Genomic DNA, 21,224 nt, shown 5'->3' with positions numbered 1-21,224 from the left:
ATACTAATACTTTAACGATATATTAACAACAATTTAATGCAATTACCAATTTTACAAGTTATTATCCCAATAATTGCATCAATGTTTTGCTTTCTTGCCAAGAAACACAAGGTATCTTGGTTTATTTCTTTTATTGCAACAACAATCACTCTTATCATTTCATCAATACTACTCATTAAAACATATAAAGGCGAAATTATAACTTATCACCTTGGGGATTGGGCTCCCCCGTACGGTATAGAGTTAAGAATCGACGTGTTGAACTCCTTGATTCTAACTTTGGTGAATTTTATAGCGCTGATTAGCGTGCTTTATAGCTTTTATATTAACGAAAAAGAAATTAGCAAAAACAAAATCACTGGTTTTTACTCTCTATTTCTACTGTGCTTAAGCGGACTGCTCGGGATTCTAGTAACAAACGACATATTTAACCTTTACGTTTTCTTGGAAATTTCATCTCTTTCTTCTTATGTATTAGTTTCAATGGGAAGGGATAAAAAAGCCTTGGTTGCAGCATTTGAATATCTAATTAGTGGAACAATAGGCGCAACATTTTATTTATTTGGCATCGGGCTCTTGTATTCAATGACTGGAACACTCAATATGTCTGACATGGCTGAAAGAATAGTTCCATTATACGATAACAACATCATAAAACTTGGCACATTGTTCATTTTTGTTGGTCTCTCAATTAAAATGGCACTGTTTCCATTAAGCAGGTGGCTGGTTAATGCATATAGTGAAGCGCCAAGTTTCATCAGCATATTCTTTTCAGGCACAGTAACTAAAGTGATGATATATGTTTTCATCAGAATCTTTTATACCATTTTCCAACAAAATTTTTTCTTGTTTAAGCCGCTGTTGGACAATGTGATAATTATCCTCGCACTTTGCGCTATTGTATTTGGGTCGATATTTGCAATAACCGCAAAAGACATAAAAAGACTGTTTGCTCACTCTAGTATTAGCCAAATTGGTTATATAATTTTAGCACTGAGTTTTAACTCAAAAACAGGTGTATTTGCAGCAATTCTTCACATAGTAAACCACAGCATAATAAAAACATCTTTATTCATGGCTGCAGGATGTATTTCTTACAAATTTGATACAACAAAAATAGAGAATTTATCGGGACTCAAGAAATCAATGCCTTATACAGCACTTGCGTTCACTCTACTCAGTTTAGCATTAATCGGTGTGCCTTTAACAAATGGCTTTGTAAGCAAGTGGTATATAATGAAAGCAATTATCGAATCTCATGCGTGGATTTCCCTTGTAATATTTGCTGCTGGCTCTTTCCTTGCATTGATATATATGTGGAAGATGGTAGAGAAAATGTATTTTGAAGATGATGCAACGTCACGCACTGGAATGACACCGGACAAAATTAATGATGTGCCATTTCCTATGCTTTTCTGTCTATTATTTATGGCAGCTTTAACAGTAGTAACTGGAATATATAGCACTCCAATTCGGTTAGTAGTTGAGAAGTTGGTTTTTTGATTTTTATCTTTGTTTCATATTTTACTATACTTTAAGGTTATAAGTGTGGATAGGCTGAAGAAGATTCATTGGTTGTTAGTCATTAACGTGATAGCGCTGTTTTGCGTTGGCATTGTTGTTCAATACTCTTCTGCTGGAGGAAAGTGGGTGCCATTTGCGATTCACCAACTGGTCATATTCTCCTTCTTTTTCCTACTTGCTATAGCTATGTCATTCATAGAGCTAGATTTTTATTTGAAGCACGCCTACTTTTTTTATGTAGCAGCAGTGATTTCGCTATTAGTAGTGAATTTTTTTGGCTCACACATAATGGGTGCAACAAGGTGGATAAGAATTGGATCAATTAGTTTGCAACCATCAGAATTTGCAAAAGTAGGCTTAATACTTGCGCTTGCTCGCTATTTTGATAAGCAGAGTGTATATAAAATGATGGAATTTAAAAGATTGCTTAAGGCACTTATAATTATTTTCTTACCCGTGTTCTTGGTGTTAAAGCAACCTAATTTAGGCACAGCTGTGATAATGTTATTTATAGGGATATCAATTATATTCACAGCAATAATAAAAAGATCTCATTTAGTAATATGTGGAATGCTTGGCATTTTTACAGTACCGGCTATTTGGTCTTTTTTACGTCCTTATCACAAGCAAAGGATATTGTCGTTTTTGGATTCATCAGTGGATCCACTTGGGATAGGTTATAATGCGCAGCAATCTCAGATAGCTATTGGTTCAGGAGGTTTGCTTGGTAAGGGCTTTGTTAACGGAAGTCAAACTCAACTTGGATTTTTGCCGGAAAAGCGTACAGATTTTGCTTTTGCAGTGCTGAGTGAGGAGTGGGGATTTTTAGGTAGCATGGCTTTAATTTTACTCTATACTACATTGCTTGCTATAATGCTCTCTATTGCTTATAGGTCAAAAAATTATTTTTCTAAGTCGGTATCTATCGGTATTTTCGCCTTTTTTAGTGCTCATTTCTTTATAAATATCGGAATGACAATGGGCCTCTTACCTGTGATAGGTGACCCATTGCCATTTCTGTCCTATGGAGGAAGTACAACTGCTGCAAGTTTGATATGTATAGGGCTATTGCTGGCAATAAAAGCAGATGAACAACAAAATGCTTGTATTTTACCTATGCTAAAGTAGAATTAAACTTTACTTAATAGTTTTTATGCTAGATGAAATACGTGAGGAATGTGGGGTATTTGGCATAAGCTGCAACCAAAGTGCTGCTTTTAACTCTATACTTGCTCTCCACGCTTTGCAGCATAGAGGTCAAGAGTCTTTTGGCGTAGCAACCAGTAACAACGATAAGCTGCACTCTTATCACTTTCAAGGTCAAGTGAGCAGCGTATTTGATGATATAGATGAAATAAAGAAATCCTTACCTGGGGATTGTGCAATAGGTCATGTTCGATACTCAACAAGTGGTAGTAAATTTGGAGTGCAGCCCATGTTTGGCAAAAGTAGCAAATTTGGGGATTTCGCCATAGCACATAATGGTAATTTAATTAATATTTCTCCAATACGCGAACAATTAATTAAACAAGAGTGCGTTTTTCAGTCAGATATTGATACAGAAGTAGTAGTGCATCTGACAGCAAGCGGTGAAAAAGATAGCTTCTTAGAGGGTTTTATATATGCATTAAAGCAAATACAAGGTGCTTATTCTTTTGTGGCAATCAATCAAGAAGTAGTTATTGGAGTACGTGATCCATCTGGAATCAGGCCTCTTGTTTTAGGGAAGTTAAACGGTTCTTATGTTCTTGCATCTGAAACTTGTGCTCTTGATATAGTAAATGCAGAGTTTGTTAGAGAAATAGAACCAGGTGAGTTAGTCACCATTGATCGAAATGGTAATCTAGCTTCAGCATTTCCTTTCCCACAGCAAAAATCAAGTTTTTGTATTTTTGAATACGTTTATTTTTCAAGACCAGACAGCATAATGGAGAATAGGTCCATATATGATATAAGAAAAGAAATAGGAAGAATACTTGCAGAAGAGAGCCCACCAAAAAACAATGTAGATATGGTTGTACCAATACCTGATTCTGGAATACCTGCAGCTATTGGATATGCAAAGCATTCAGGATTACCTATGGAACTGGGAATAATTCGTAATCATTACATAGGAAGAACTTTTATACAACCAACCGCTGAAGTACGTAAAGTTAGAATAAAATTAAAATTCAATGCTAATAAGCACACTTTGAAAGGTAAAAACATAATTTTAATAGATGATAGTATAGTGCGTGGTAGTACGTTAACAAATATAATAGTTATGTTAAAGGATGCAGGAGTAAAAGAAATTCACCTCAAAATTTCAAGCCCACCAATTAAGCATTCTTGTTTTTATGGAATAGATACGCCAGAGTGCAAAGATTTAATTGCTGCAAATAAATCTGTAGAGGAAATTAAGGAAGTTATAGGAGTAGATAGCCTAGCCTTCTTGAGTATTGATGGACTATATCAGGCTGTTAAAGGAGGGGTGCGTAACAATGCTACACCACAATATTGTGATGCTTGTTTCACTGGTGATTATCCAATTGGCAAATAGTCTACGCAAGGTCTTAAGTTTAGAAAATCTTAAACCGCCAAAATTTCTCTTGGCCTTTACTAATTCCGATTCTTGGAGTGCAAACATAATCTGGTTTGAGGTGAGATTCATAAACACAAAATTCGTGGCTTATAGTAAGGTCCTGCTTGTTATGTTCTTTTGTAATGTTTAATCTTTTGCACAATATTCCTGGTCCGCCTAAGTTTGCTTCAAGCGGTTCAATGAGCTTTAATCCTCGTATTAACACTGCTGCTGGGAATCCTTCTGCTTCTGTTACAATATTTAGACAATAGTACATCCCATATATAAAATATACGTACGAAAACCCCGGCATACCAAACATTACTGAGGTTCGATTAGTATAGCCTCTTGCCGCATGACAAGCTGGGTCATTCATTCCTATATAGGCTTCAACTTCGGTTATTACTCCACTAAAGTTAGAAAATTTGAGGACTTTTCCCAATAACTCTCCAGCTACAGTTAAGGTCGGCCGCTCGTAGAAATTTCTTGGCAGTATTACATTGCTCATTATAAAAGTATAAGTTACTTACAAATGCAAGCAACTTATACTGAATTTTCACTACTTTACCTATTTTGAAGCAGCAGGAGCTTGATGCTTTTGTGATGCGCCGCTCAAGTCTTCTACATTTGTTGAATGCTGCTCCAAAAATTTTACTTCTTCAGAGCTTTGTTGTAATTGTGTTTGTGGCAATTGTGGTGCTAATGCTTCATGTAAAAACTTTGGTTCACGTCTCTTGCCTACTTTTACTTCTTTGTTTGCACGTAACTGTTCTTCAGTAACACCGTTGCTTTCAAGGAGCCTTACACCATTCTTATCGTCAATATTAATTTTAATTTTACATTCTTTTCCATCAACATACCACTTTAAAGTCATTTCATATAATCCACTAATTATCTCATAAACTCTTTCCCCTTTATCATTAATATAGCAACATGCCCCTCTCTTTTTTTCCTGATTAGAATGACAAAATGTAATTGTTTTTACATTGTACTTTTTACATATATTACCACTCAGAAGTTTAGCTATATCTACTCCTTCTTTACTAACATTCAACACAACTCTCACGGAAGGGTAAACAACATTCTCTTCCCTTTTGCCTTCTTTTATCATTATGGACCCTATGGTATTATTTTTCATACCTTCAGATATCTCTAATTTAATTTGGTCAGCAATTTTGCCTACAATCTCTTTGCCGTGATACTGAGATTCTCCTTTCTTCGGAGAAAAAGGTTTTTGGTTTGTGGTATTGGTAGAAGGGTTGTTCTGTAATGCAAAGAACTTATTCCATTCTTCATCGCTTTCTAACTCGACATATTTACGCTTATTCTTGTCTGGTGTTGATTTAGGTATATCCTGAGTGCTCAAATCGCTAGGAAGTCCTTTTGTTTTATCAGAATTACCGCTCTCCTTTGCTTTATTACTTAGAAGGGTAAGATGCTCTTCTGGCTTTTTCTTATCCGGTTTTAAAGTTGTATCATCAGAAGGAAGTCCCTCCACCATAGGCACATAAGGAGTTTTAACTTTATCCTCATTGTGGAAAAATAGAATAGTTTTTAGGAATTCTTTAACCTTACCTAACATATATCCTCCATTATTATTAACACACAAATGTCAACATACAAGCATTGTATCAATTAGTCAATAGACTTCTTTCAAAATTGTTAGAGGGAGTGTAAGATGAAGTATTTGAAAGCATGAAATATAAGGAAATAGAAAAGTTAGAAGGAGAAAAGTTTCGACGTTTAACAGGGGTAAAAAAAGCAACATTTGAGCGAATGGTAGAAATTCTAGAAGTGGAGGATAAAAGAAAAAAAGCTAGAAGTGGAAGAAAAAGTAAACTTTGCATAGAAGACAGGCTACTTATGGCACTGGAATATATAAGAGAATATCGTACATATTTTCATATTGGGCAAAGCTATGGCATGAGTGAAAGTAACAGTTTTAAAATAATAAGATAGGTAGAAGACATATTAATAAAACATCCAGATTTTGCATTACCAGAAAAAAAAGAGCTATTAAAGAGTGATGTAGAATATGAAGTTTTAGTAATAGACGGAACTGAAACGCCAGTAGAGAGACCAAAAAAAAGCAAAAGCCCTTCTACTCTGGAAAGAAAAAAAGGCATACTATAAAAACACAAATAGTAACAGAGAAGAAGAGTAAAAAAGTCATATGCACATCTTTCTCGAATGGTAGAAAACACGATTTTCGGATGTTTAGAGAATCAAAGGTAGCAATATTACCGGACACCAAAATCTTAGCTGATGCCGGCTACAGGGGAATGCAGAAGATACACAAAAATGTTGTATTACCGCACAGGAAAATGAAAAAGAATCCGTTAAGCAAAGAACAAAAAAAAGAGAACAGGGCACTTATGAGCCAAAGGGCAATTGTTGAAAACGTAATTGGCTTATTGAAAAGGTTTAAAATCATCTCGGACAGGTATAGAAACCGACGAAAACGTTTTGGTTTAAGGTTTAATTTGATTGCTGCAATTCACAATTTTGAGCTCCATACATGAATTTTGAAAGAAGTCTAATGACAAGGTGTTGCAAGATAAACATCATATTCACACGAAATACTTGACTTCACTTGTACTAAGAAGCATTTTATATATGTTGTGTGCCCGTAGCTCAGCTGGATAGAGCAACAGCCTTCTAAGCTGTGGGTCGTAGGTTCGAATCCCACCGGGCACACTCTTTTATCAATACTTTCTATAAATCTTTAAGTACTCTGGTACCACATTTTCAATTGCTAATGGTCGAACCTTCATTGTTTCAAGGTCAGCTGACCTTTCGATTGAACTATTCATCATAACTTTCACCTGATCTTGAGTAAGCACAGGGTTCGTATCTCCGGTTATTGGTTTTAGCAGCATAGAAATAATTTTATTTTCTAAAAAGAAAGCTATTAACTTTGCCATTGGAAAAGATACATTGATCAACAAGCACTTTCTGTTAGTAACATTCAGAATAAACTTCAATAAGCTTTTGAAAGAGTAAACCTTTGGTCCGCCCATGTTATAAATTTTCTTGTCTTGCTTATTAAAACTGATAATACGATATACCACTTCAGCTAAGTCTGTTACACATATGGGCTGAAATTTAGTCGTTCCATTGCCAATTAGTGGTAAGAAAGGAAGAATAGTTGCTAATCTTGCAAATTTATTAAAGAAGTTATCTTCCTTACCAAATACAAGGCTTGGCCTAATTATTATTGCTTCTTGAAATGCTGAAGTTACAGCTTTTTCACCTTCCAATTTACTTTGAGCATATTTTGACAACTTGCTATTTTCTATTCCCATAGCAGAAAAATGTATCATCATAGGTACATTTTTCATTTTTGCAGCTTTTGCTATCCTTTCAGCTATTTTAACGTGAACAGCGTAAAAATCGTGCTTTTTTGCTTCATATAATATTCCCACTAAGTTTATGGCTACATCACATTCTTCCATACCCTCCAGAACTGATTTTTCATCAAAAAAATCGCCTTTAAATATTGATATTTGTCCCAAATTGCCACACAATTTTAAACAAGCAGCTTTTTCCTGATTACGAGTGAATATCTTTATTAAATATCCTTCTGCTGCCAAGCGTCTTACGATGTGTTTCCCTATAAACCCCGTTCCACCAAAAATAATTACACGTTTTGTCACAATTAAAGTTCCCAATAATTTGTTGCTGTAAATTAATACAATGATTTTACTTAATACTCTATTATGAATTCTTGTACAATAAGGTCCATTTTCATTCCTCGTGAGCCTTTAACTAGAATTGCGTCATTATTCTGAATAATGTCAGCTAAATTACTTTTCAATTGATTAGAATCATTAAAATGTGCGCCTCTCATATTATCTGGCAAAAGCTCATGCAATTCTAACATAAATTTACCAACTGTATAAACTTTATCTATATTATTTCCTGTGATAATCTTAACCAAATCTGTATGAAACTCTATGCTTTCATCACCAAGTTCCAACATATCACCAAGCAAAGCTACTTTTCTCTGATTAGAATATGTACTCAAAGTTTTTATTGCAGTTTTCATCGAAGCAGGGCTGGCGTTATAGGAGTCATCAATTAAATGTATATATTTTCTATTATATTTGACCTTATGAATATTGCCTCTACCTTTCGCTACACTAAAATTCTTAAGTGCAAGTGGTAATTTTGATAAATCAAGTCCGAGGCTTTGCACAACCGCTGCAACAGCTAATGCAGAGTATGCAAAATGCTCACCTTGTACACGTAAATTACAGTTTATAGTTTGATTATCACTCAGCCTGATTTTTAAACTTAATCTATTAGCAACTCGGTTTGATGTCATTCCAGCGCGTGACGCTGGAATCCAGTCTTTATTATACAACCGTCTGATATGCTCATTTGCAATTAAATTTTCTGGATCCAAGTAGTCAAGCACTGGGATGACAGAGGAGGGTGTTGGAACGACAGAAGATAGTGCTGAAATGACAGAAGATTCATCGTTTCTTATTAAGTTTAGTAAACAAACTTCAGCATTTTTATCTTTACCGAAGCTTATTACATTTCTATTGGCGCGTGATGAGAGATAATCATAATACTTATTATCTCTGCTTAAAACCAAAGTACCGTTATTTTTCATACCATACAGAATTTCTAACTTCGCTTGTGCAACGTCAAATAGTGATGAAAAATTTTCAGTATGTGCAGGTTCGATGTTGGTAATAACTGCAATATTCGGATTACTAATCTTTGATAATTTTTTTATTTCACCAGCTTTATTCATTCCCATTTCAAGAATTAAGTACTGGCAGTTTTTTGGAGCTTTTAGAATTGTCAAAGGCAATCCTATATTATTATTTAAGTTACCTTCGTTTGCATGGGACACTCCATATTGCGATAAAACAGTGTGCAGCATATCCTTTGTAGTGGTTTTTCCGACACTGCCTGTAACTGCAATAACTTTAGCGTCAATAAGAACATTTCTAATGTAGTATGATGCCATATCGTGCAAAGCTTTCAGGGTATCTTGTACAATAATGAGAGGGAAATTTTTATATTTACCCTCACTTACTATTGCAGCGACAGCCCCTTTTAAAAACGCTTCATGCAAAAAATTATGGCCATCAAAATTCCTTCCCTTGAGTGCAATAAATAAATCACCTTTTTTTATGCTTCTTGTGTCCGTTGAAATATTTGAGCTATGTATCCAATTACAACCATTTACGTCTCTTCCGCCAGTTGCATCAATGATATTATTTGTGCTCCATTTAAACATAATTTAGAGAGTATTCCTTATAATAAATTGAACAATAAAAGTAGCGAAAATACTACATGTTTTAGACAATGTACAAATAATGGTTGCAATCCCTATAATTCTATCTTATAATGGATATAGAAGTTTAAATTTTTTCGTCTATAATTAAAATGTATTTAGTTGTAGAAAGTACCTTGGAGGTATATATGTTCACAGGAAAAAATGAAAAATCTACTTCTATACTAGCTAAAGTTGGTAATGCAGCTTCGGGAGTAGGAAGTTTTCTGGGTAGAGGTGTAAAAGTTCTAGTCAAGGGTGCAGTATACCCTATATGGCCAAAGAATTGGTTTAAGTCCTGGGATGAAATGCGGCACGACATAAAAAATGGCGGGCGTTCTATTATTGGCAACCCACTTGAAGAATATGACCCACCCATAGAAACCACACAAGCTAGTGAGGATCTTGGCGTACAAATAACAGAGCAAAAGAAAGGGACAGGAAAGGTAAGTTTTTTAGCATCAAGGACTTTGACAGGAGATATACCTTATTTGAGCCCAGAGCAATTAAATACAATAAAAAAAGATTTATCGAATGTAACTATTTTTAGAGGAGAAAACAAAATTGTAATTGAAATTAACGTTGAGGAAATAGCTAACACTATTAAAACTAATCCTGATAATAAAGGCAAGAGCGAGAAAGAAATAAAAGAGCTTGTTCTTAAAGGAATTGCTAATAAAGTTGACGAAGACCTTAAAAATCTAGCAAAAATTACTGGCGGAGAATTTAAAGTTCACACAGACTTAAAATTGCTAAATGGTATTGCAGAAAAATTGTATAAGGAATATGATAATCAAAAGAAGCCATCAAACGAAGTTGTGAAGTCTGATGTTGGTCAGCCTTCAGAAACTCTGGCTTTATCTGCTAGTAAGGCATTGGAAGCTGCTGAAACACTTGCAGGTAGTAGTAGAGGAGAGTTATTAAAGGAAACTGCAAATTGGCAGAATAAAGTTGAGCAGGGTTCTGAAAATATAAGGAATAGGAGGTAAAGTTATGAGTTATAAGGGGAGTATTATGAATGAAGTTAAAATAGAGGAAAGACATCATAGTTTAACTGTTCCTGGGGATATGTATCACTTACAACCAGGAGTTACTGCTGGAAAAGGGGTAAGTGGAATAGAAACCTTTTCGAAGGAACGGCAGAACATGGTAAAAGCAAGGGAACTTGTAAGCTCTTTAAATCTTGAAGATGCTTCTGGTGAAACGATAAAACCACTATCTACACCTAATGTAGAAAAAAACGAAGGAAGAGGGAAAGGTCGCTCTTAAAATATGAGCAATGAAGTTTATGATAGCAATAACATCTTTGCTCAAATATTAAGAGATGAGTTACCTTGTGAGAAGGTACATGAAAATGAAAATGTACTAGCTTTTCGCGATAAGTACCCTGATGCACCAGTTCACATTTTAGCCATACCCAAAAATCAATATGTTTCATACGATGATTTTATTCTAAAAGCTTCTGAAGAGGAGATAATAAGTTTTTTCAAAACTGTAAGAGAGATAGCACATAAATATAATCTAGAAAAAACAGGGTATAGGTTAGTCACTAACTACGGTGAAAATGGAGAGCAGGTTGTATCACATTTTCACGTGCATATTTTAGGTGGTAAAAAGTTAGGAAAGCATGTAAATTCATAGTGTTATATGTTTTGTTAAATGAGCGAATATTTAACCATAGTAATCTTTATCTGCGTATCAATTATAGTATCTTTTGTTTTAGGTATATTGCCTATGTTTCTTGCAGTGAGTAAGCCAGATAGTGAAAAACTTTCCACATATGAGTGTGGCTTCAACCCACTATCCAGTGCAAGAAAAAATTTTGACATTAAATTTTACCTAGTTTCAATATTATTTATAATATTTGACTTAGAAATTGCTTTTCTTTTTCCTTGGGCTGTTTCTTTATCTAAGATAAGCTATGGTGGATTTTGGTCTATGATGGTATTCCTTGCAATACTCACTATAGGCTTTATCTATGAATGGTGTAAAGGTGCATTAGAGTGGGAGTAGTTTATGACAAATCAAATTCTATCTAATGATGACTGGGGTCGTTATAAAAAAGAAGGGTTTCTTGTCACTAAATTTGGTGATTTAACAGATTATGTAATGAATTGGGCAAGATCTGGCTCATTGTGGCCAATGACATTTGGTCTTGCATGTTGCGCAGTTGAGATGATGCATACCGCATCTAGCCGTTATGATCTTGATAGATATGGTATAATGTTCCGTGCAAGCCCACGTCAATCAGATGTGATGATTGTTGCTGGCACACTAACTAATAAAATGGCAGCAGCATTGCGCAAGGTTTATGATCAAATGGCAGACCCGAAGTATGTTATTTCCATGGGAAGTTGTGCAAATGGTGGTGGTTATTACCATTACTCTTATTCAGTAGTCCGAGGCTGTGATAGAATTGTGCCGGTTGACGTGTATGTCCCTGGATGTCCACCAACTGCTGAGGCGTTGCTATATGGAATGCTATGCCTACAAAACAAAATAAAACGAACTCAGAATATAAAGCATGGATAAAACTGCAAAGCATATACAAAAAAAGACCAAGTGCGAGTGCATTCAAAAAGATGATGGCATTATTATAATATATTCAACTTTAGATGAAATTGAAAAGCACCTATCCTTTCTACGTGATGATGAAAAGTGTAGGTTTGAATTGTTAGTTGATATTTTTGGAGTTGACTATCCAAATAGAGAGAAGCGTTTCGAGCTAATATACAATCTGCTCAGCATTGTGCATAATATTAGAGTACACATAAAGCTTCAGTTATGTGAAAGCGACATGCCTCCAAGTGTAGCGAAGATATTTAGTACGGCTTTGTGGTTTGAGCGTGAAGTGTTTGATATGTATGGAATAGAGTTTTCTGATCACCCTGATTTGCGTAGGATTCTAACAGACTATGGATTCAAAGGTCATCCAATGTTAAAAGATTTCCCTCTCACTGGTTATGAGGAAGTAAGATATGATATAGAGACAAAAAAGGTTGTATATAATCCTATAGATTTACCGCAAGATTTTCGTATGTTTGACAGCCTATCGCCTTGGGAAGGTAAAAAGTGATAAGAATTTTGCCTATGCCTGAAAAATATATTCTCATGCTTTTTTTCCTGTCATCCCAGTGCGTGACACTGGGATCCAAGTATAGACATATTTGCAAATTATACAATGGGCAACGGATACTAGGAACATATATCAAAAACAATGTCCACGATGAAAATAAGGTGGATCCCAGTGTCACGCACTGGGATGACAATGGTGGGGCCACTTGGATTACAAGCGAAAGTAGTAACCAAATTGCTTTTGAAGACACAGCAGCAGGTTTTACTATAAGACATAGAGGGTAATTAAAATTGAATACAAGAGGTATATAATGACAGTACAAAGAAAAAAAATATCTTTAATCGGTGCAGGAAATATCGGTGGAACTCTTGCCCATATGATTGCACTAAGGGAGCTCGGCAATGTTGTTTTACTTGATATTAGTGATGGAATACCACAAGGTAAAGCACTCGACATAGCAGAATCATCTTCCATTGATGGGTTTGATGTTAACTTAGTTGGTATAAATAAGTATGAAGACATAAAAGACTCTGATGCAATCATCATAACAGCAGGCATTGCTAGAAAACCTGGAATGAGCAGGGATGACCTCCTGCAAACCAATGCTAAAGTAATGAAGGAGGTTGGCGAAAATATTAAAAAATATTCTCCAAACGCGTTTGTAATAGTGGTTACCAACCCTCTGGATGCCATGGTTTCAGTGGTGCATAAATTTTCAAACCTTTCAGCTAATATGGTTGTTGGAATGGCAGGAGTGCTTGATTCTGCCCGTTTTCGTTATTTTCTTGCAAGTGAACTAAATATTTCAGTTAAAGATGTGTCTGCTTTTGTGCTCGGTGGACATGGCGACACTATGGTACCACTCATTCACTGTGCCTCTGTTGCTGGCATTCCACTTACCCAAATTATCGATATGGGTCTCATTACGCAGAAAAAAGTCGATGAAATAGTTGAACGCACTCGCAATGGCGGTAAAGAAATAGTTGATCTGCTTAAGTCTGGATCTGCATACTACGCTCCTGCATCTTCAGCTATATGCATGTTAGAGTCATATTTAAAAGATAAAAGGCGTATATTACCATGTGCTGCTTACCTTAATGGTGAATATGGTGTAAAAGATTTGTTTATTGGTGTTCCTGTAATTATTGGAAAAAACGGAATTGAAAAGATCCTAGAAGTTAAAATGAATGATAGTGAACGAGAAATGTTCGATAAATCTGTGAATGCAGTAAAAGAGCTAGTGAAGTCTTTAAGCTTATAAGTAAATTAGTGGTTTTATAGAGGCTTAAGTTGTATCTGTTCAGGCAATGGCGTCAACTTAAGAGCCTCCATTAGCAAACTCTCCTAAAGACATGATGGCGTTTGGGCTTATCTACCTTATCGCGGCTGTCCTGGTCGGATTTTAACTTTAGCGCGTATACTTGCTCTATCAAAAAGGGCTTGAAAGTTTTTTGGCGAACAATTTCCAATAAGTACCTGATAGAGTTTCTGCCTCATTACACCAAATAAAACTGAAAAATTTAAACGATACTCAGCAATTTGATCTGGATTCCAAGGCCCTTGTGCATCACACATATGAAGCGACAATATATTACACATGACTAAGTTTGCCCAAAATTCTTGTAATACAGCCTCTAAATTTACGCCAGAAAAATTCTCTAATTCTGCACCTATTTTGAGTCGTTTATAGCACTCCTCTATATGCCACCTTAACACATAAGCTTTGCTGATATCTTCCAAAGTAAATTTTACTCGGTCAAAAAGTGAAGTAATCAATACCTCTGTTTCTCCGTTGGCTAATGTCAGCACTATAACTCTTACTTTCTGTCCTTTCATTTTATTTTTTAGCTTTTCATTTTCTAATATAAAATCGAAATCTAATTCTCCAGATGCAATTCGTTCCCATAGCTTGCTATAATTTCTTTTTTGCAAGCGAAAAATAAAATCTACTTCCAAATCATAATGCTGCTGAATGAATTTTACTGAAGGATAACCACGATCATAGATAAATAATAATTTCTTTTGATTTAATGAACGCATTTGAGTGATAACTTCGGGTAATTGCTCTTCCGCCAACGTTTGTTCACCTATATTCCAAGCCGCAAGACGAGCACTACAAATCAGCGAAGTACACAAATCAACAAACAAATTGCCAATGGTGGCATTGTGCCTGTTGTTCCATTTGGTTTAAAGCGGCCAAACTCGGATACAATTTCCTCAGAGCTGGGTAATCTCATACCAGAACCATCTGCTGCAATAAGTCTATAGCCTCTCCAAGTTCCATACTCAGGTTCATCCTGATAGGCTGTTTGGATGCTTAGCTCTAATAATTCTTGAAAGCCTGTATGGCAAATCTTATACCTTGCTTTAGAAAAAGCTTGCTTTGAGGGTGGAGTTTTACATGTCAATGGCTCCATAAGTTCACATTCTATTCCCAAACTTTTTTTAACTAACTTTAAAATCATAGAAAATACTGTCGAAAAAGGAAGTTTTCTTGTTCGTGTAAAACTGTTTTTTCCAACACAATGGATTCTCTGAAAAGCTTTCGAGTATATTATATTTTTAATTTGTAGAATAAATTTTTCCTTTTTGCATGTTTCACCTAAAAAGGACACATTTTAAACTTCTTTGTTGAAATAAAATAGAAACAAAAGTGCTGTTTCCTGCGGCTTCTGGATAATTTAATGGTAAAAGTTTTAGAGAGAAATTTTATACACTATCGCTGATATTTTTCCTTAAGTTGACGCCAATAGACTTCTTTCAAAATTCATGTATGGAGCTCAAAATTGTGAATTGCAGCAATCAAATTAAACCTTAAACCAAAACGTTTTCGTCGGTTTCTATACCTGTCCGAGATGATTTTAAACCTTTTCAATAAGCCAATTACGTTTTCAACAATTGCCCTTTGGCTCATAAGTGCCCTGTTCTCTTTTTTTTGTTCTTTGCTTAACGGATTCTTTTTCATTTTCCTGTGCGGTAATACAACATTTTTGTGTATCTTCTGCATTCCCCTGTAGCCGGCATCAGCTAAGATTTTGGTGTCCGGTAATATTGCTACCTTTGATTCTCTAAACATCCGAAAATCGTGTTTTCTACCATTCGAGAAAGATGTGCATATGACTTTTTTACTCTTCTTCTCTGTTACTATTTGTGTTTTTATAGTATGCCTTTTTTTCTTTCCAGAGTAGAAGGGCTTTTGCTTTTTTTTGGTCTCTCTACTGGCGTTTCAGTTCCGTCTATTACTAAAACTTCATATTCTACATCACTCTTTAATAGCTCTTTTTTTCCTGGTAATGCAAAATCTGGATGTTTTATTAATATGTCTTCTACCTATCTTATTATTTTAAAACTGTTACTTTCACTCATGCCATAGCTTTGCCCAATATGAAAATATGTACGATATTCTCTTATATATTCCAGTGCCATAAGTAGCCTGTCTTCTATGCAAAGTTTACTTTTTCTTCCACTTCTAGCTTTTTTTCTTTTATCCTCCACTTCTAGAATTTCTACCATTCGCTCAAATGTTGCTTTTTTTACCCCTGTTAAACGTCGAAACTTTTCTCCTTCTAACTTTTCTATTTCCTTATATTTCATGCTTTCAAATACTTCATCTTACACTCCCTCTAACAATTTTGAAAGAAGTCTATTCCAGTCTGGAATCCAGCCTTCCTGCAATCTCATCGAAAGCGTTGTAACCACTTTCTATGCTAGTTTGCTTGTGAGCAACCTGGATTTCAGACTGGAATGACATCGTTTACTCTGTAAAATCTTGTCATATTACAATGTTTGTACATTTGTGTGTCAGCGACTTGCCTGCTGGTAACAGCATCCATACAGTTTAATTTTCCACGTCACCAAAAAACACGTCAAGCGAAATTATTCGAAGACAAATAAATACTGGCAATCAGTTTAACACTAACTTAAGAATCAAGGAATACAATTATAATATATTTAATTAATAGTGAGGATAAAAATGTTACCTGATAAAAAAAGTTCAAATTTTGTTGAAACTGAAATAGACCTACAACAAGAAGGTAGTCTTGATTTGAATAAAACTATGCAAAATCTATCAAATTCAGATATTGCTAATGATCACAAGAAGCTAAAAGAAAGAATAACTGACCTGTTAAAAGGAGATACAGAATTCTCTAAGATGAAACAAGGAGATAAGATTCTTGTAGTAAGTACAGCAAGTGGGTTATTTACGGCAGTACTACCACTTTTGGCAGTTGGTGCAACACTTGCTATACCAGGTGCTATAGTTGGTCTTGCTTTATATTTCGCTGTAAAAGTCGCTGTAAAAGCAGTTCAATCTGGATATAAAGGGCTCAAGTGGTCAGCAGAAAAGACAGTTGATGGGGCGAAATATACTGCTGAGAAAGTTAAGGACGCATCAACATACGCTGCAGGAAAAATTAAAGATGGTGCTGTGCATGCTAAGGACTCAGTAAAAGAAGCTGTAAGTTCTGTGGGACAGGCAACAAGAGAGGGAACTAGTTCTGCATTAAGAGCAATGGGAGATGGCGTTCAAAAATTTGGGAGAAAGATGAGTAATAGTGGTGTGAGCATGTCTAGTTTAGACGGCATCTCATATTCAATAGGTAACGAAGGTCAAACTGTTGTTTTGAAAACAGAAGAAAAAACAGGGAATTTCAATAGTGTAAAGGAGATGTTTATTAAGGAAATGCTTGAAGACAAAGCCGTAGATAACTCTGTTTTAATTAAAAAGATATTCTCTGAATTGAAGGGAAAAATATTAGAGAAAGCTTATTCTGTTGGTGGTCCACAAGGTGCCAAAAAGGACCAGTTGATCAACCGGTTGAAACAGCAAGTAGATTTTGTCAATAAATTAGACGCTAAGAAGTTGCAAAATTTGTTGTCTAAGGATAATAATAGTCTTTATGAAATTTTCTCTGAACATCATAATGAAATTGAGGAGATTATTAAAAAATGCAAAACAGAGCATAAACTTTCTAACTCTATAGAGAACCTTAATGAAGTAGCAGGAAAGTATGGTATCAGAAAAGGTTCAATGCAATCTTTTGAAAACAGCTCATCAAGAAGCAGTTCAATGAGTTTTCTAAATTCTGTAAGTACTGACAGTACCATTAGCAGTGAAGCGGAATTGTTAAATCCTGCAAACCATAAAGAAGTGAAAACAGCTACTTCACTTTGGGATAAGGTTTCATCACCTTTCAAAAGTGGCAAAAAGTCAGAAAAAACTTCTGAAATTAAATATCAAGTTCTTTCTGAATCAGACACGTCATCTAGACAAGTAGGAAATAGTCGCTTTTACGTTGATACTCCTACTCCAATTGAGAATACTAATAAAACTGCAACAATAGGAGCAAACCGTTCTCGTTCTAATAGTCTTACTCCAGTTGCTCCACCAAAGGTGCCTGGAAGCCCTTCTATTGATAGTGGCATGGGTTCTGGTTCTTCTACGCCAAAGAAGCTGAGTCTTTCTTTAGATGACTTAAGTCTAGAAGAGCCTCGTACGTATAAGTCTGAGGTTCACATTAGTCTACAGCAGCCAGAAGTTATAGCTGGTAAGTAGCGTAAACAAAACCACTCACCTTCTCCAAAAGGATGTTACTCAATGAGTAACATCCTTTTTTGTTTTTTCTAACTGAAGGTTTGACCATAAAGAGTCCAGCGTTATGCGCACAACCGTATGAACATTATGATTTCTCCGCTAGGAAGGGTGTCATCCGAGTAGCTGACACTGGGATCCAGAAAAATTGATTGTGCACTATACAACATAAAAGCTGGATTCCAGTGCTTGGCACTTGGATGACAGGAGAAGGAGGCATTGCCCTTCTGATAGACAATGTTCGTACAGTTGCGCGTCACGCGCTGCCGAACACTGTATGGTTATACAAGAAAAATTAAGGCTTAAAAGGAAACTTAAGCAGCTAATAGGGCCTAAGCCTTCTTAATAAAACATAAAAAGCCCCTTTACCACCATGTTTTTTCGTAGCTTGTTGGTAGTATAGAACCATATGCTGGATTTTAGTGTCATTTAACCATTTATTTAAGTTACTCTTTATAGTGTCTGTTTTGTTTGTTGCACTGCCGTATCCCGTAATTACCAATAAACATCTATTTCCTGCTCGATAATTTTTGATAATAAAATCTATCAATTTACAGTAAGCATCCTCTATATTATAGCCATGCAAATCGAGCTTATCGCTTATAAAATATTTACCCCTATCAACTTTTGATTTTGTGTTTTGGTCAAGACAAAATGATGAGTTACTATTATTGGTATTAAGAAAATTCCCTTGTAAGTCGGAGGTACCTTTATCAACCATAGACTTTATATTTACTTTATGATCAACTTTCAAAGTAACTTTTCCACATTTTATTGGCTTAACATTTTTTTGCCAATCCAACTCATCGTCCGACATAAACGCATTAATCGAATTGTATAATTTTACAACAATATTCAAACATAGTAAAATGTTGCTTATTCTATAAAAACCCGATTTTCAATAATACGATGAAATCGTCAAAAACTAATGAGAATTTTTGGCTGTATGGAAAGCACACCTGCATGTCAGCACTGAAGAATAAAAATAGGCGGTGTATAGAACTGTTAGTAACAGAAAATTTCTATAGAGAACACGAAAAAGAAATTAAGCAATGTGCAAATAGTAAGGGCATTAAAGTTCGATTAGTAGAAAACAAAATACTTAATGACGTTTTACCCAAAGGTGCTAATCATCAAGGAATTGCTTTAAAAGTTGCTCCTATCCTTCATAACTTAAGCATCGAAGAAATAGCTGAAAGCTCAAACAACAGCTCTACTATAGTCATTTTAGATCAAGTCACTGACACACACAATATTGGGTCAATTTTAAGAACTTCAGCTTGTTTTAATGTCAATGCATTGGTTTTACCACATAACCACTCACCGAGTGAAAATGCATCTATTGCAAAAGCAGCAAGCGGAGCATTAGATATTGTCCCACTAATATACGTTACAAATATAGTAAAAACTATGCAGTATTTAAAAAAGGTCGGTTACTGGTGTTATGGGTTTGATTGCAATACTAAAGAAAATATAGATGAAATAAAGAGTTTTGAGAAAAAAAGAGTAATTATTTTTGGTTCTGAAGAGAAAGGGGTACGAAGACTAGTTAAAGAAAACTGTGATTATCTTTTAAAAATACCAATGTCAAATGCAATTAACAGTTTAAATGTTTCAAATGCAGCGGCAATAGGCCTATATTCTATTTATATTAAAACAAATGCCAGCGCATAGCTGTTTATAATAAAAACACTTGATAAAAATGTGGTTTTATATTATAATGTGTTAAGTAATGGATAAAAGGAGTTATATTATGTCTTATATGAGAAATGAACAGGATATTCGCTCTCAAGGCGCTTACTACAGTGCTGGGCTTAGAAGTTACCTAACTAAAGTATATAACTACATGGCTTTAGCTTTGGGTGTTACAGGGCTTGTCGCGTTCCTAACGGTGTTTTCAGGTCTTTTTCAGGTAATTCATTCTAATCCCGTTCTATCGCTTGTGGTAATGTTATCTCCGGTTGCATTGGTGTTCTACATGTCTTATAGAATTCAACACCTAAGTGCTCAGTCTGCCGTTACTATATTTTTCTCGTTCTCAGTGTTGATGGGGCTTTCCTTATCTTATATTTTTATAGTTTATACTGCAGAAAATATAGCAAGAGCGTTTTTCATTACATCAATTATGTTTGGCTCTATGGCTTTATATGGTAATACCACAAAAAGAGATCTTACAAGTATGGGCTCTTTCTTGATTATGGGAGTCTTGGGGTTAATTATCGCGTCTATAGTAAATTTATTCCTTGGAAGTAGTCCTCTCTATTTTGCAATATCGTTCATATCAGTAATAGTATTTACCTTAATGACTGCGTATGATGCTCAAAGAATCAAGGACGTTTATTATAAATATAATGACGGATCAGAAGTTGCTACTACTAAATTGGCAATACTCGGTGCAACTAATCTTTATTTTGACTTTATTAATATATTTCTCAATCTACTCAGGTTACTTAACTTGTTCAACAATAGGGATTAGATGTTTTCCTTTTTAAGGAAAGGCAGTAAGAATTCTATAGTTTTCTTTTTAGTATCTTTAGTTGTGTCGATGATATGTCTTACATATGCATCGGTACCATTATATAGCATTTTTTGTAAAGCTACTGGATATGGTGGCACAATAAAAAAAGTAACTAATGCAACAATAAGTGCAACTGACCAAAAAATCAGGGTTCACTTCAATGCTGATATAATGTCCGATCTACCTTGGGAATTTAAATCAGAAACTAACTACGTTGATGTAAACATAGGAGAACAAAGTTTAGCGTTTTATTACGCAAAAAATCTATCTGATCAGCCTTCATTTGGAATGGCGGTGTATAATGTTACGCCTTTCAAAGCAGGTAAGTATTTCAATAAAGTTGCATGCTTTTGTTTTGAAGAGCAAATGTTGCTACCAAAACAAAAAGCAGCTATGCCCGTATCTTTCTATATAGATCCTGAGATAATGCTTGATAACAATACAAAAGATTTGAGCGAAATAACACTGTCATACACGTTTTTTAAGCTTAAGTAACAGAATGTTTGCAAACCGTGTCATTTCAGTAATCAATAGGGTGTCATCCGAGTAGCTGACACTGGGATGACAAGAGGTAACGCAAGAAGTCTATTGATTGTGGAAACAATGACTTTGCAAAATATTAATTATTAGATAACATAATCAAAGTTTTTATCTTACATT

Annotated in this window: 20 protein-coding genes, 1 tRNA gene and 3 pseudogenes; 17 read left to right on the top strand and 7 right to left on the bottom strand. The window is 35.1% G+C overall.

Going from position 1 to position 21,224, the window contains the following annotated elements; translation table 11 throughout:
* The first annotated feature begins 36 nt into the window (after window positions 1–36).
* The 3 genes from AABM58_RS04170 to purF are packed head-to-tail and all read left to right on the top strand — an operon-like array spanning window position 37 to window position 4,063.
* On the top strand, window positions 37–1,503 hold the full coding sequence (locus tag AABM58_RS04170; RefSeq protein ID WP_338406443.1) for a proton-conducting transporter transmembrane domain-containing protein: 1,467 nt from the start codon (window positions 37–39) through the stop codon (window positions 1,501–1,503).
* A gap of 45 nt (window positions 1,504–1,548) precedes the next feature.
* Window positions 1,549–2,652, top strand: coding sequence for a rod shape-determining protein RodA (gene rodA / locus AABM58_RS04165; protein ID WP_338406442.1), 1,104 nt, complete (start codon window positions 1,549–1,551; stop codon window positions 2,650–2,652).
* A 25-nt stretch (window positions 2,653–2,677) separates the two neighbouring features.
* A complete protein-coding gene (gene purF / locus AABM58_RS04160; RefSeq protein ID WP_338406441.1) occupies window positions 2,678–4,063 on the top strand; it encodes an amidophosphoribosyltransferase in 1,386 nt (461 codons plus the stop codon).
* 19 nt (window positions 4,064–4,082) lie between these two features.
* Here the strand turns inward: purF and AABM58_RS04155 are convergent, their stop codons facing one another.
* Window positions 4,083–4,592 (bottom strand): DNA-3-methyladenine glycosylase, encoded by a 510-nt coding sequence (locus AABM58_RS04155; protein ID WP_338406440.1) that lies wholly within the window; start codon window positions 4,590–4,592, stop codon window positions 4,083–4,085.
* A 60-nt stretch (window positions 4,593–4,652) separates the two neighbouring features.
* On the bottom strand, window positions 4,653–5,666 hold the full coding sequence (locus AABM58_RS04150) for a hypothetical protein (RefSeq protein ID WP_338406439.1): 1,014 nt from the start codon (window positions 5,664–5,666) through the stop codon (window positions 4,653–4,655).
* A gap of 113 nt (window positions 5,667–5,779) precedes the next feature.
* Between AABM58_RS04150 and AABM58_RS04145 the strand changes: the two are divergent.
* Both AABM58_RS04145 and AABM58_RS04140 read left to right on the top strand, forming a co-directional pair.
* A pseudogene (locus tag AABM58_RS04145) lies at window positions 5,780–6,606 on the top strand (IS5 family transposase).
* Between the two features lie 101 nt (window positions 6,607–6,707).
* Window positions 6,708–6,781: transfer RNA gene (locus AABM58_RS04140), tRNA-Arg, on the top strand.
* Window positions 6,782–6,789: 8 nt separating this feature from the next.
* On the opposite strand, the gene AABM58_RS04135 is transcribed toward AABM58_RS04140, so the two are convergent.
* Window positions 6,790–7,740: a complex I NDUFA9 subunit family protein gene (locus tag AABM58_RS04135; protein ID WP_338406438.1), complete on the bottom strand. Its 951-nt coding sequence runs from the start codon at window positions 7,738–7,740 to the stop codon at window positions 6,790–6,792.
* A 50-nt stretch (window positions 7,741–7,790) separates the two neighbouring features.
* A complete protein-coding gene (locus AABM58_RS04130) occupies window positions 7,791–9,341 on the bottom strand; it encodes a UDP-N-acetylmuramoyl-tripeptide--D-alanyl-D-alanine ligase (protein ID WP_338406437.1) in 1,551 nt (516 codons plus the stop codon).
* Between the two features lie 185 nt (window positions 9,342–9,526).
* Here AABM58_RS04130 and AABM58_RS04125 point away from each other — a divergent pair, with 185 nt between their 5' ends.
* The 8 genes from AABM58_RS04125 to mdh are packed head-to-tail and all read left to right on the top strand — an operon-like array spanning window position 9,527 to window position 13,714.
* On the top strand, window positions 9,527–10,366 hold the full coding sequence (locus AABM58_RS04125; protein ID WP_338406436.1) for a hypothetical protein: 840 nt from the start codon (window positions 9,527–9,529) through the stop codon (window positions 10,364–10,366).
* A gap of 4 nt (window positions 10,367–10,370) precedes the next feature.
* Window positions 10,371–10,646, top strand: coding sequence for a hypothetical protein (locus AABM58_RS04120; RefSeq protein ID WP_410529775.1), 276 nt, complete (start codon window positions 10,371–10,373; stop codon window positions 10,644–10,646).
* 3 nt (window positions 10,647–10,649) lie between these two features.
* On the top strand, window positions 10,650–11,018 hold the full coding sequence (locus AABM58_RS04115) for an HIT domain-containing protein (RefSeq protein ID WP_338406435.1): 369 nt from the start codon (window positions 10,650–10,652) through the stop codon (window positions 11,016–11,018).
* Window positions 11,019–11,036: 18 nt separating this feature from the next.
* On the top strand, window positions 11,037–11,390 hold the full coding sequence (locus tag AABM58_RS04110; protein ID WP_338406434.1) for an NADH-quinone oxidoreductase subunit A: 354 nt from the start codon (window positions 11,037–11,039) through the stop codon (window positions 11,388–11,390).
* Window positions 11,391–11,393: 3 nt separating this feature from the next.
* Complete coding sequence (locus tag AABM58_RS04105; RefSeq protein ID WP_096617324.1) at window positions 11,394–11,909, top strand: NuoB/complex I 20 kDa subunit family protein; 516 nt, start codon at window positions 11,394–11,396, stop codon at window positions 11,907–11,909.
* Window positions 11,902–12,453 carry an NADH-quinone oxidoreductase subunit C gene (locus tag AABM58_RS04100; protein ID WP_338406433.1) on the top strand — a complete coding sequence of 184 codons (552 nt, stop codon included), beginning with the start codon at window positions 11,902–11,904 and terminating at the stop codon, window positions 12,451–12,453. The genes AABM58_RS04105 and AABM58_RS04100 overlap by 8 nt, the downstream gene beginning before the upstream one ends.
* The gene (locus AABM58_RS04095) at window positions 12,450–12,737 is read left to right on the top strand and encodes a hypothetical protein (RefSeq protein ID WP_338406432.1); all 288 of its coding nucleotides are present in this window, start codon (window positions 12,450–12,452) and stop codon (window positions 12,735–12,737) included. The genes AABM58_RS04100 and AABM58_RS04095 overlap by 4 nt, the downstream gene beginning before the upstream one ends.
* Window positions 12,738–12,763: 26 nt before the next feature.
* A complete protein-coding gene (gene mdh, locus AABM58_RS04090; RefSeq protein ID WP_338406431.1) occupies window positions 12,764–13,714 on the top strand; it encodes a malate dehydrogenase in 951 nt (316 codons plus the stop codon).
* A 70-nt stretch (window positions 13,715–13,784) separates the two neighbouring features.
* Here mdh and AABM58_RS04085 read toward each other — a convergent pair.
* Window positions 13,785–15,048, bottom strand: a pseudogene (locus tag AABM58_RS04085) (IS4 family transposase).
* A 172-nt stretch (window positions 15,049–15,220) separates the two neighbouring features.
* Window positions 15,221–16,047, bottom strand: a pseudogene (locus AABM58_RS04080) (IS5 family transposase).
* Window positions 16,048–16,426: 379 nt separating this feature from the next.
* On the opposite strand from AABM58_RS04080, the gene AABM58_RS04075 reads away from it, so the two are divergent.
* Window positions 16,427–18,010, top strand: coding sequence for an actin-bundling T4SS effector WalE1 family protein (locus tag AABM58_RS04075; RefSeq protein WP_338406430.1), 1,584 nt, complete (start codon window positions 16,427–16,429; stop codon window positions 18,008–18,010).
* A gap of 358 nt (window positions 18,011–18,368) precedes the next feature.
* On the opposite strand, the gene AABM58_RS04070 is transcribed toward AABM58_RS04075, so the two are convergent.
* Window positions 18,369–18,863, bottom strand: coding sequence for a Smr/MutS family protein (locus tag AABM58_RS04070; protein ID WP_338406898.1), 495 nt, complete (start codon window positions 18,861–18,863; stop codon window positions 18,369–18,371).
* 92 nt (window positions 18,864–18,955) lie between these two features.
* Between AABM58_RS04070 and rlmB the strand changes: the two genes are divergently transcribed.
* The 3 genes from rlmB to AABM58_RS04055 all read left to right on the top strand — a co-directional run bounded on the left by rlmB (window position 18,956) and on the right by AABM58_RS04055 (window position 21,059).
* Window positions 18,956–19,720, top strand: a complete 765-nt coding sequence (rlmB, locus tag AABM58_RS04065) for a 23S rRNA (guanosine(2251)-2'-O)-methyltransferase RlmB (protein WP_338406429.1) — start codon at window positions 18,956–18,958, stop codon at window positions 19,718–19,720.
* 79 nt (window positions 19,721–19,799) lie between these two features.
* Window positions 19,800–20,522, top strand: a complete 723-nt coding sequence (locus AABM58_RS04060; protein ID WP_338406897.1) for a Bax inhibitor-1/YccA family protein — start codon at window positions 19,800–19,802, stop codon at window positions 20,520–20,522.
* Complete coding sequence (locus tag AABM58_RS04055; RefSeq protein WP_338406428.1) at window positions 20,523–21,059, top strand: cytochrome c oxidase assembly protein; 537 nt, start codon at window positions 20,523–20,525, stop codon at window positions 21,057–21,059.
* The last annotated feature ends 165 nt before the right edge of the window (window positions 21,060–21,224 follow it).

The sequence above is a fragment of the Wolbachia endosymbiont (group A) of Longitarsus flavicornis genome, assembly GCF_963931955.1.
Classification (GTDB): Bacteria; Pseudomonadota; Alphaproteobacteria; order Rickettsiales; family Anaplasmataceae; genus Wolbachia.
This window is presented reverse-complemented; position numbering and strand designations above follow the sequence as displayed.

Excerpts from the sequence above, each read along its gene's own strand:
- mdh (WP_338406431.1), top strand. The coding sequence starts at position 12,764 with ATGACAGTACAAAGAAAAAAAATATCTTTAATCGGTGCAGGAAATATC.
- purF (WP_338406441.1), top strand. The coding sequence starts at position 2,678 with ATGCTAGATGAAATACGTGAGGAATGTGGGGTATTTGGCATAAGCTGC.
- AABM58_RS04105 (WP_096617324.1), top strand. The coding sequence starts at position 11,394 with ATGACAAATCAAATTCTATCTAATGATGACTGGGGTCGTTATAAAAAA.
- rlmB (WP_338406429.1), top strand. The coding sequence starts at position 18,956 with ATGAAATCGTCAAAAACTAATGAGAATTTTTGGCTGTATGGAAAGCAC.
- AABM58_RS04115 (WP_338406435.1), top strand. The coding sequence starts at position 10,650 with ATGAGCAATGAAGTTTATGATAGCAATAACATCTTTGCTCAAATATTA.
- AABM58_RS04155 (WP_338406440.1), bottom strand. The coding sequence starts at position 4,592 with ATGAGCAATGTAATACTGCCAAGAAATTTCTACGAGCGGCCGACCTTA.
- AABM58_RS04110 (WP_338406434.1), top strand. The coding sequence starts at position 11,037 with ATGAGCGAATATTTAACCATAGTAATCTTTATCTGCGTATCAATTATA.
- AABM58_RS04075 (WP_338406430.1), top strand. The coding sequence starts at position 16,427 with ATGTTACCTGATAAAAAAAGTTCAAATTTTGTTGAAACTGAAATAGAC.
- AABM58_RS04130 (WP_338406437.1), bottom strand. The coding sequence starts at position 9,341 with ATGTTTAAATGGAGCACAAATAATATCATTGATGCAACTGGCGGAAGA.
- AABM58_RS04070 (WP_338406898.1), bottom strand. The coding sequence starts at position 18,863 with ATGTCGGACGATGAGTTGGATTGGCAAAAAAATGTTAAGCCAATAAAA.
- AABM58_RS04060 (WP_338406897.1), top strand. The coding sequence starts at position 19,800 with ATGTCTTATATGAGAAATGAACAGGATATTCGCTCTCAAGGCGCTTAC.
- AABM58_RS04150 (WP_338406439.1), bottom strand. The coding sequence starts at position 5,666 with ATGTTAGGTAAGGTTAAAGAATTCCTAAAAACTATTCTATTTTTCCAC.
- AABM58_RS04100 (WP_338406433.1), top strand. The coding sequence starts at position 11,902 with ATGGATAAAACTGCAAAGCATATACAAAAAAAGACCAAGTGCGAGTGC.
- AABM58_RS04120 (WP_410529775.1), top strand. The coding sequence starts at position 10,371 with ATGAGTTATAAGGGGAGTATTATGAATGAAGTTAAAATAGAGGAAAGA.
- AABM58_RS04055 (WP_338406428.1), top strand. The coding sequence starts at position 20,523 with ATGTTTTCCTTTTTAAGGAAAGGCAGTAAGAATTCTATAGTTTTCTTT.
- AABM58_RS04170 (WP_338406443.1), top strand. The coding sequence starts at position 37 with ATGCAATTACCAATTTTACAAGTTATTATCCCAATAATTGCATCAATG.
- AABM58_RS04125 (WP_338406436.1), top strand. The coding sequence starts at position 9,527 with ATGTTCACAGGAAAAAATGAAAAATCTACTTCTATACTAGCTAAAGTT.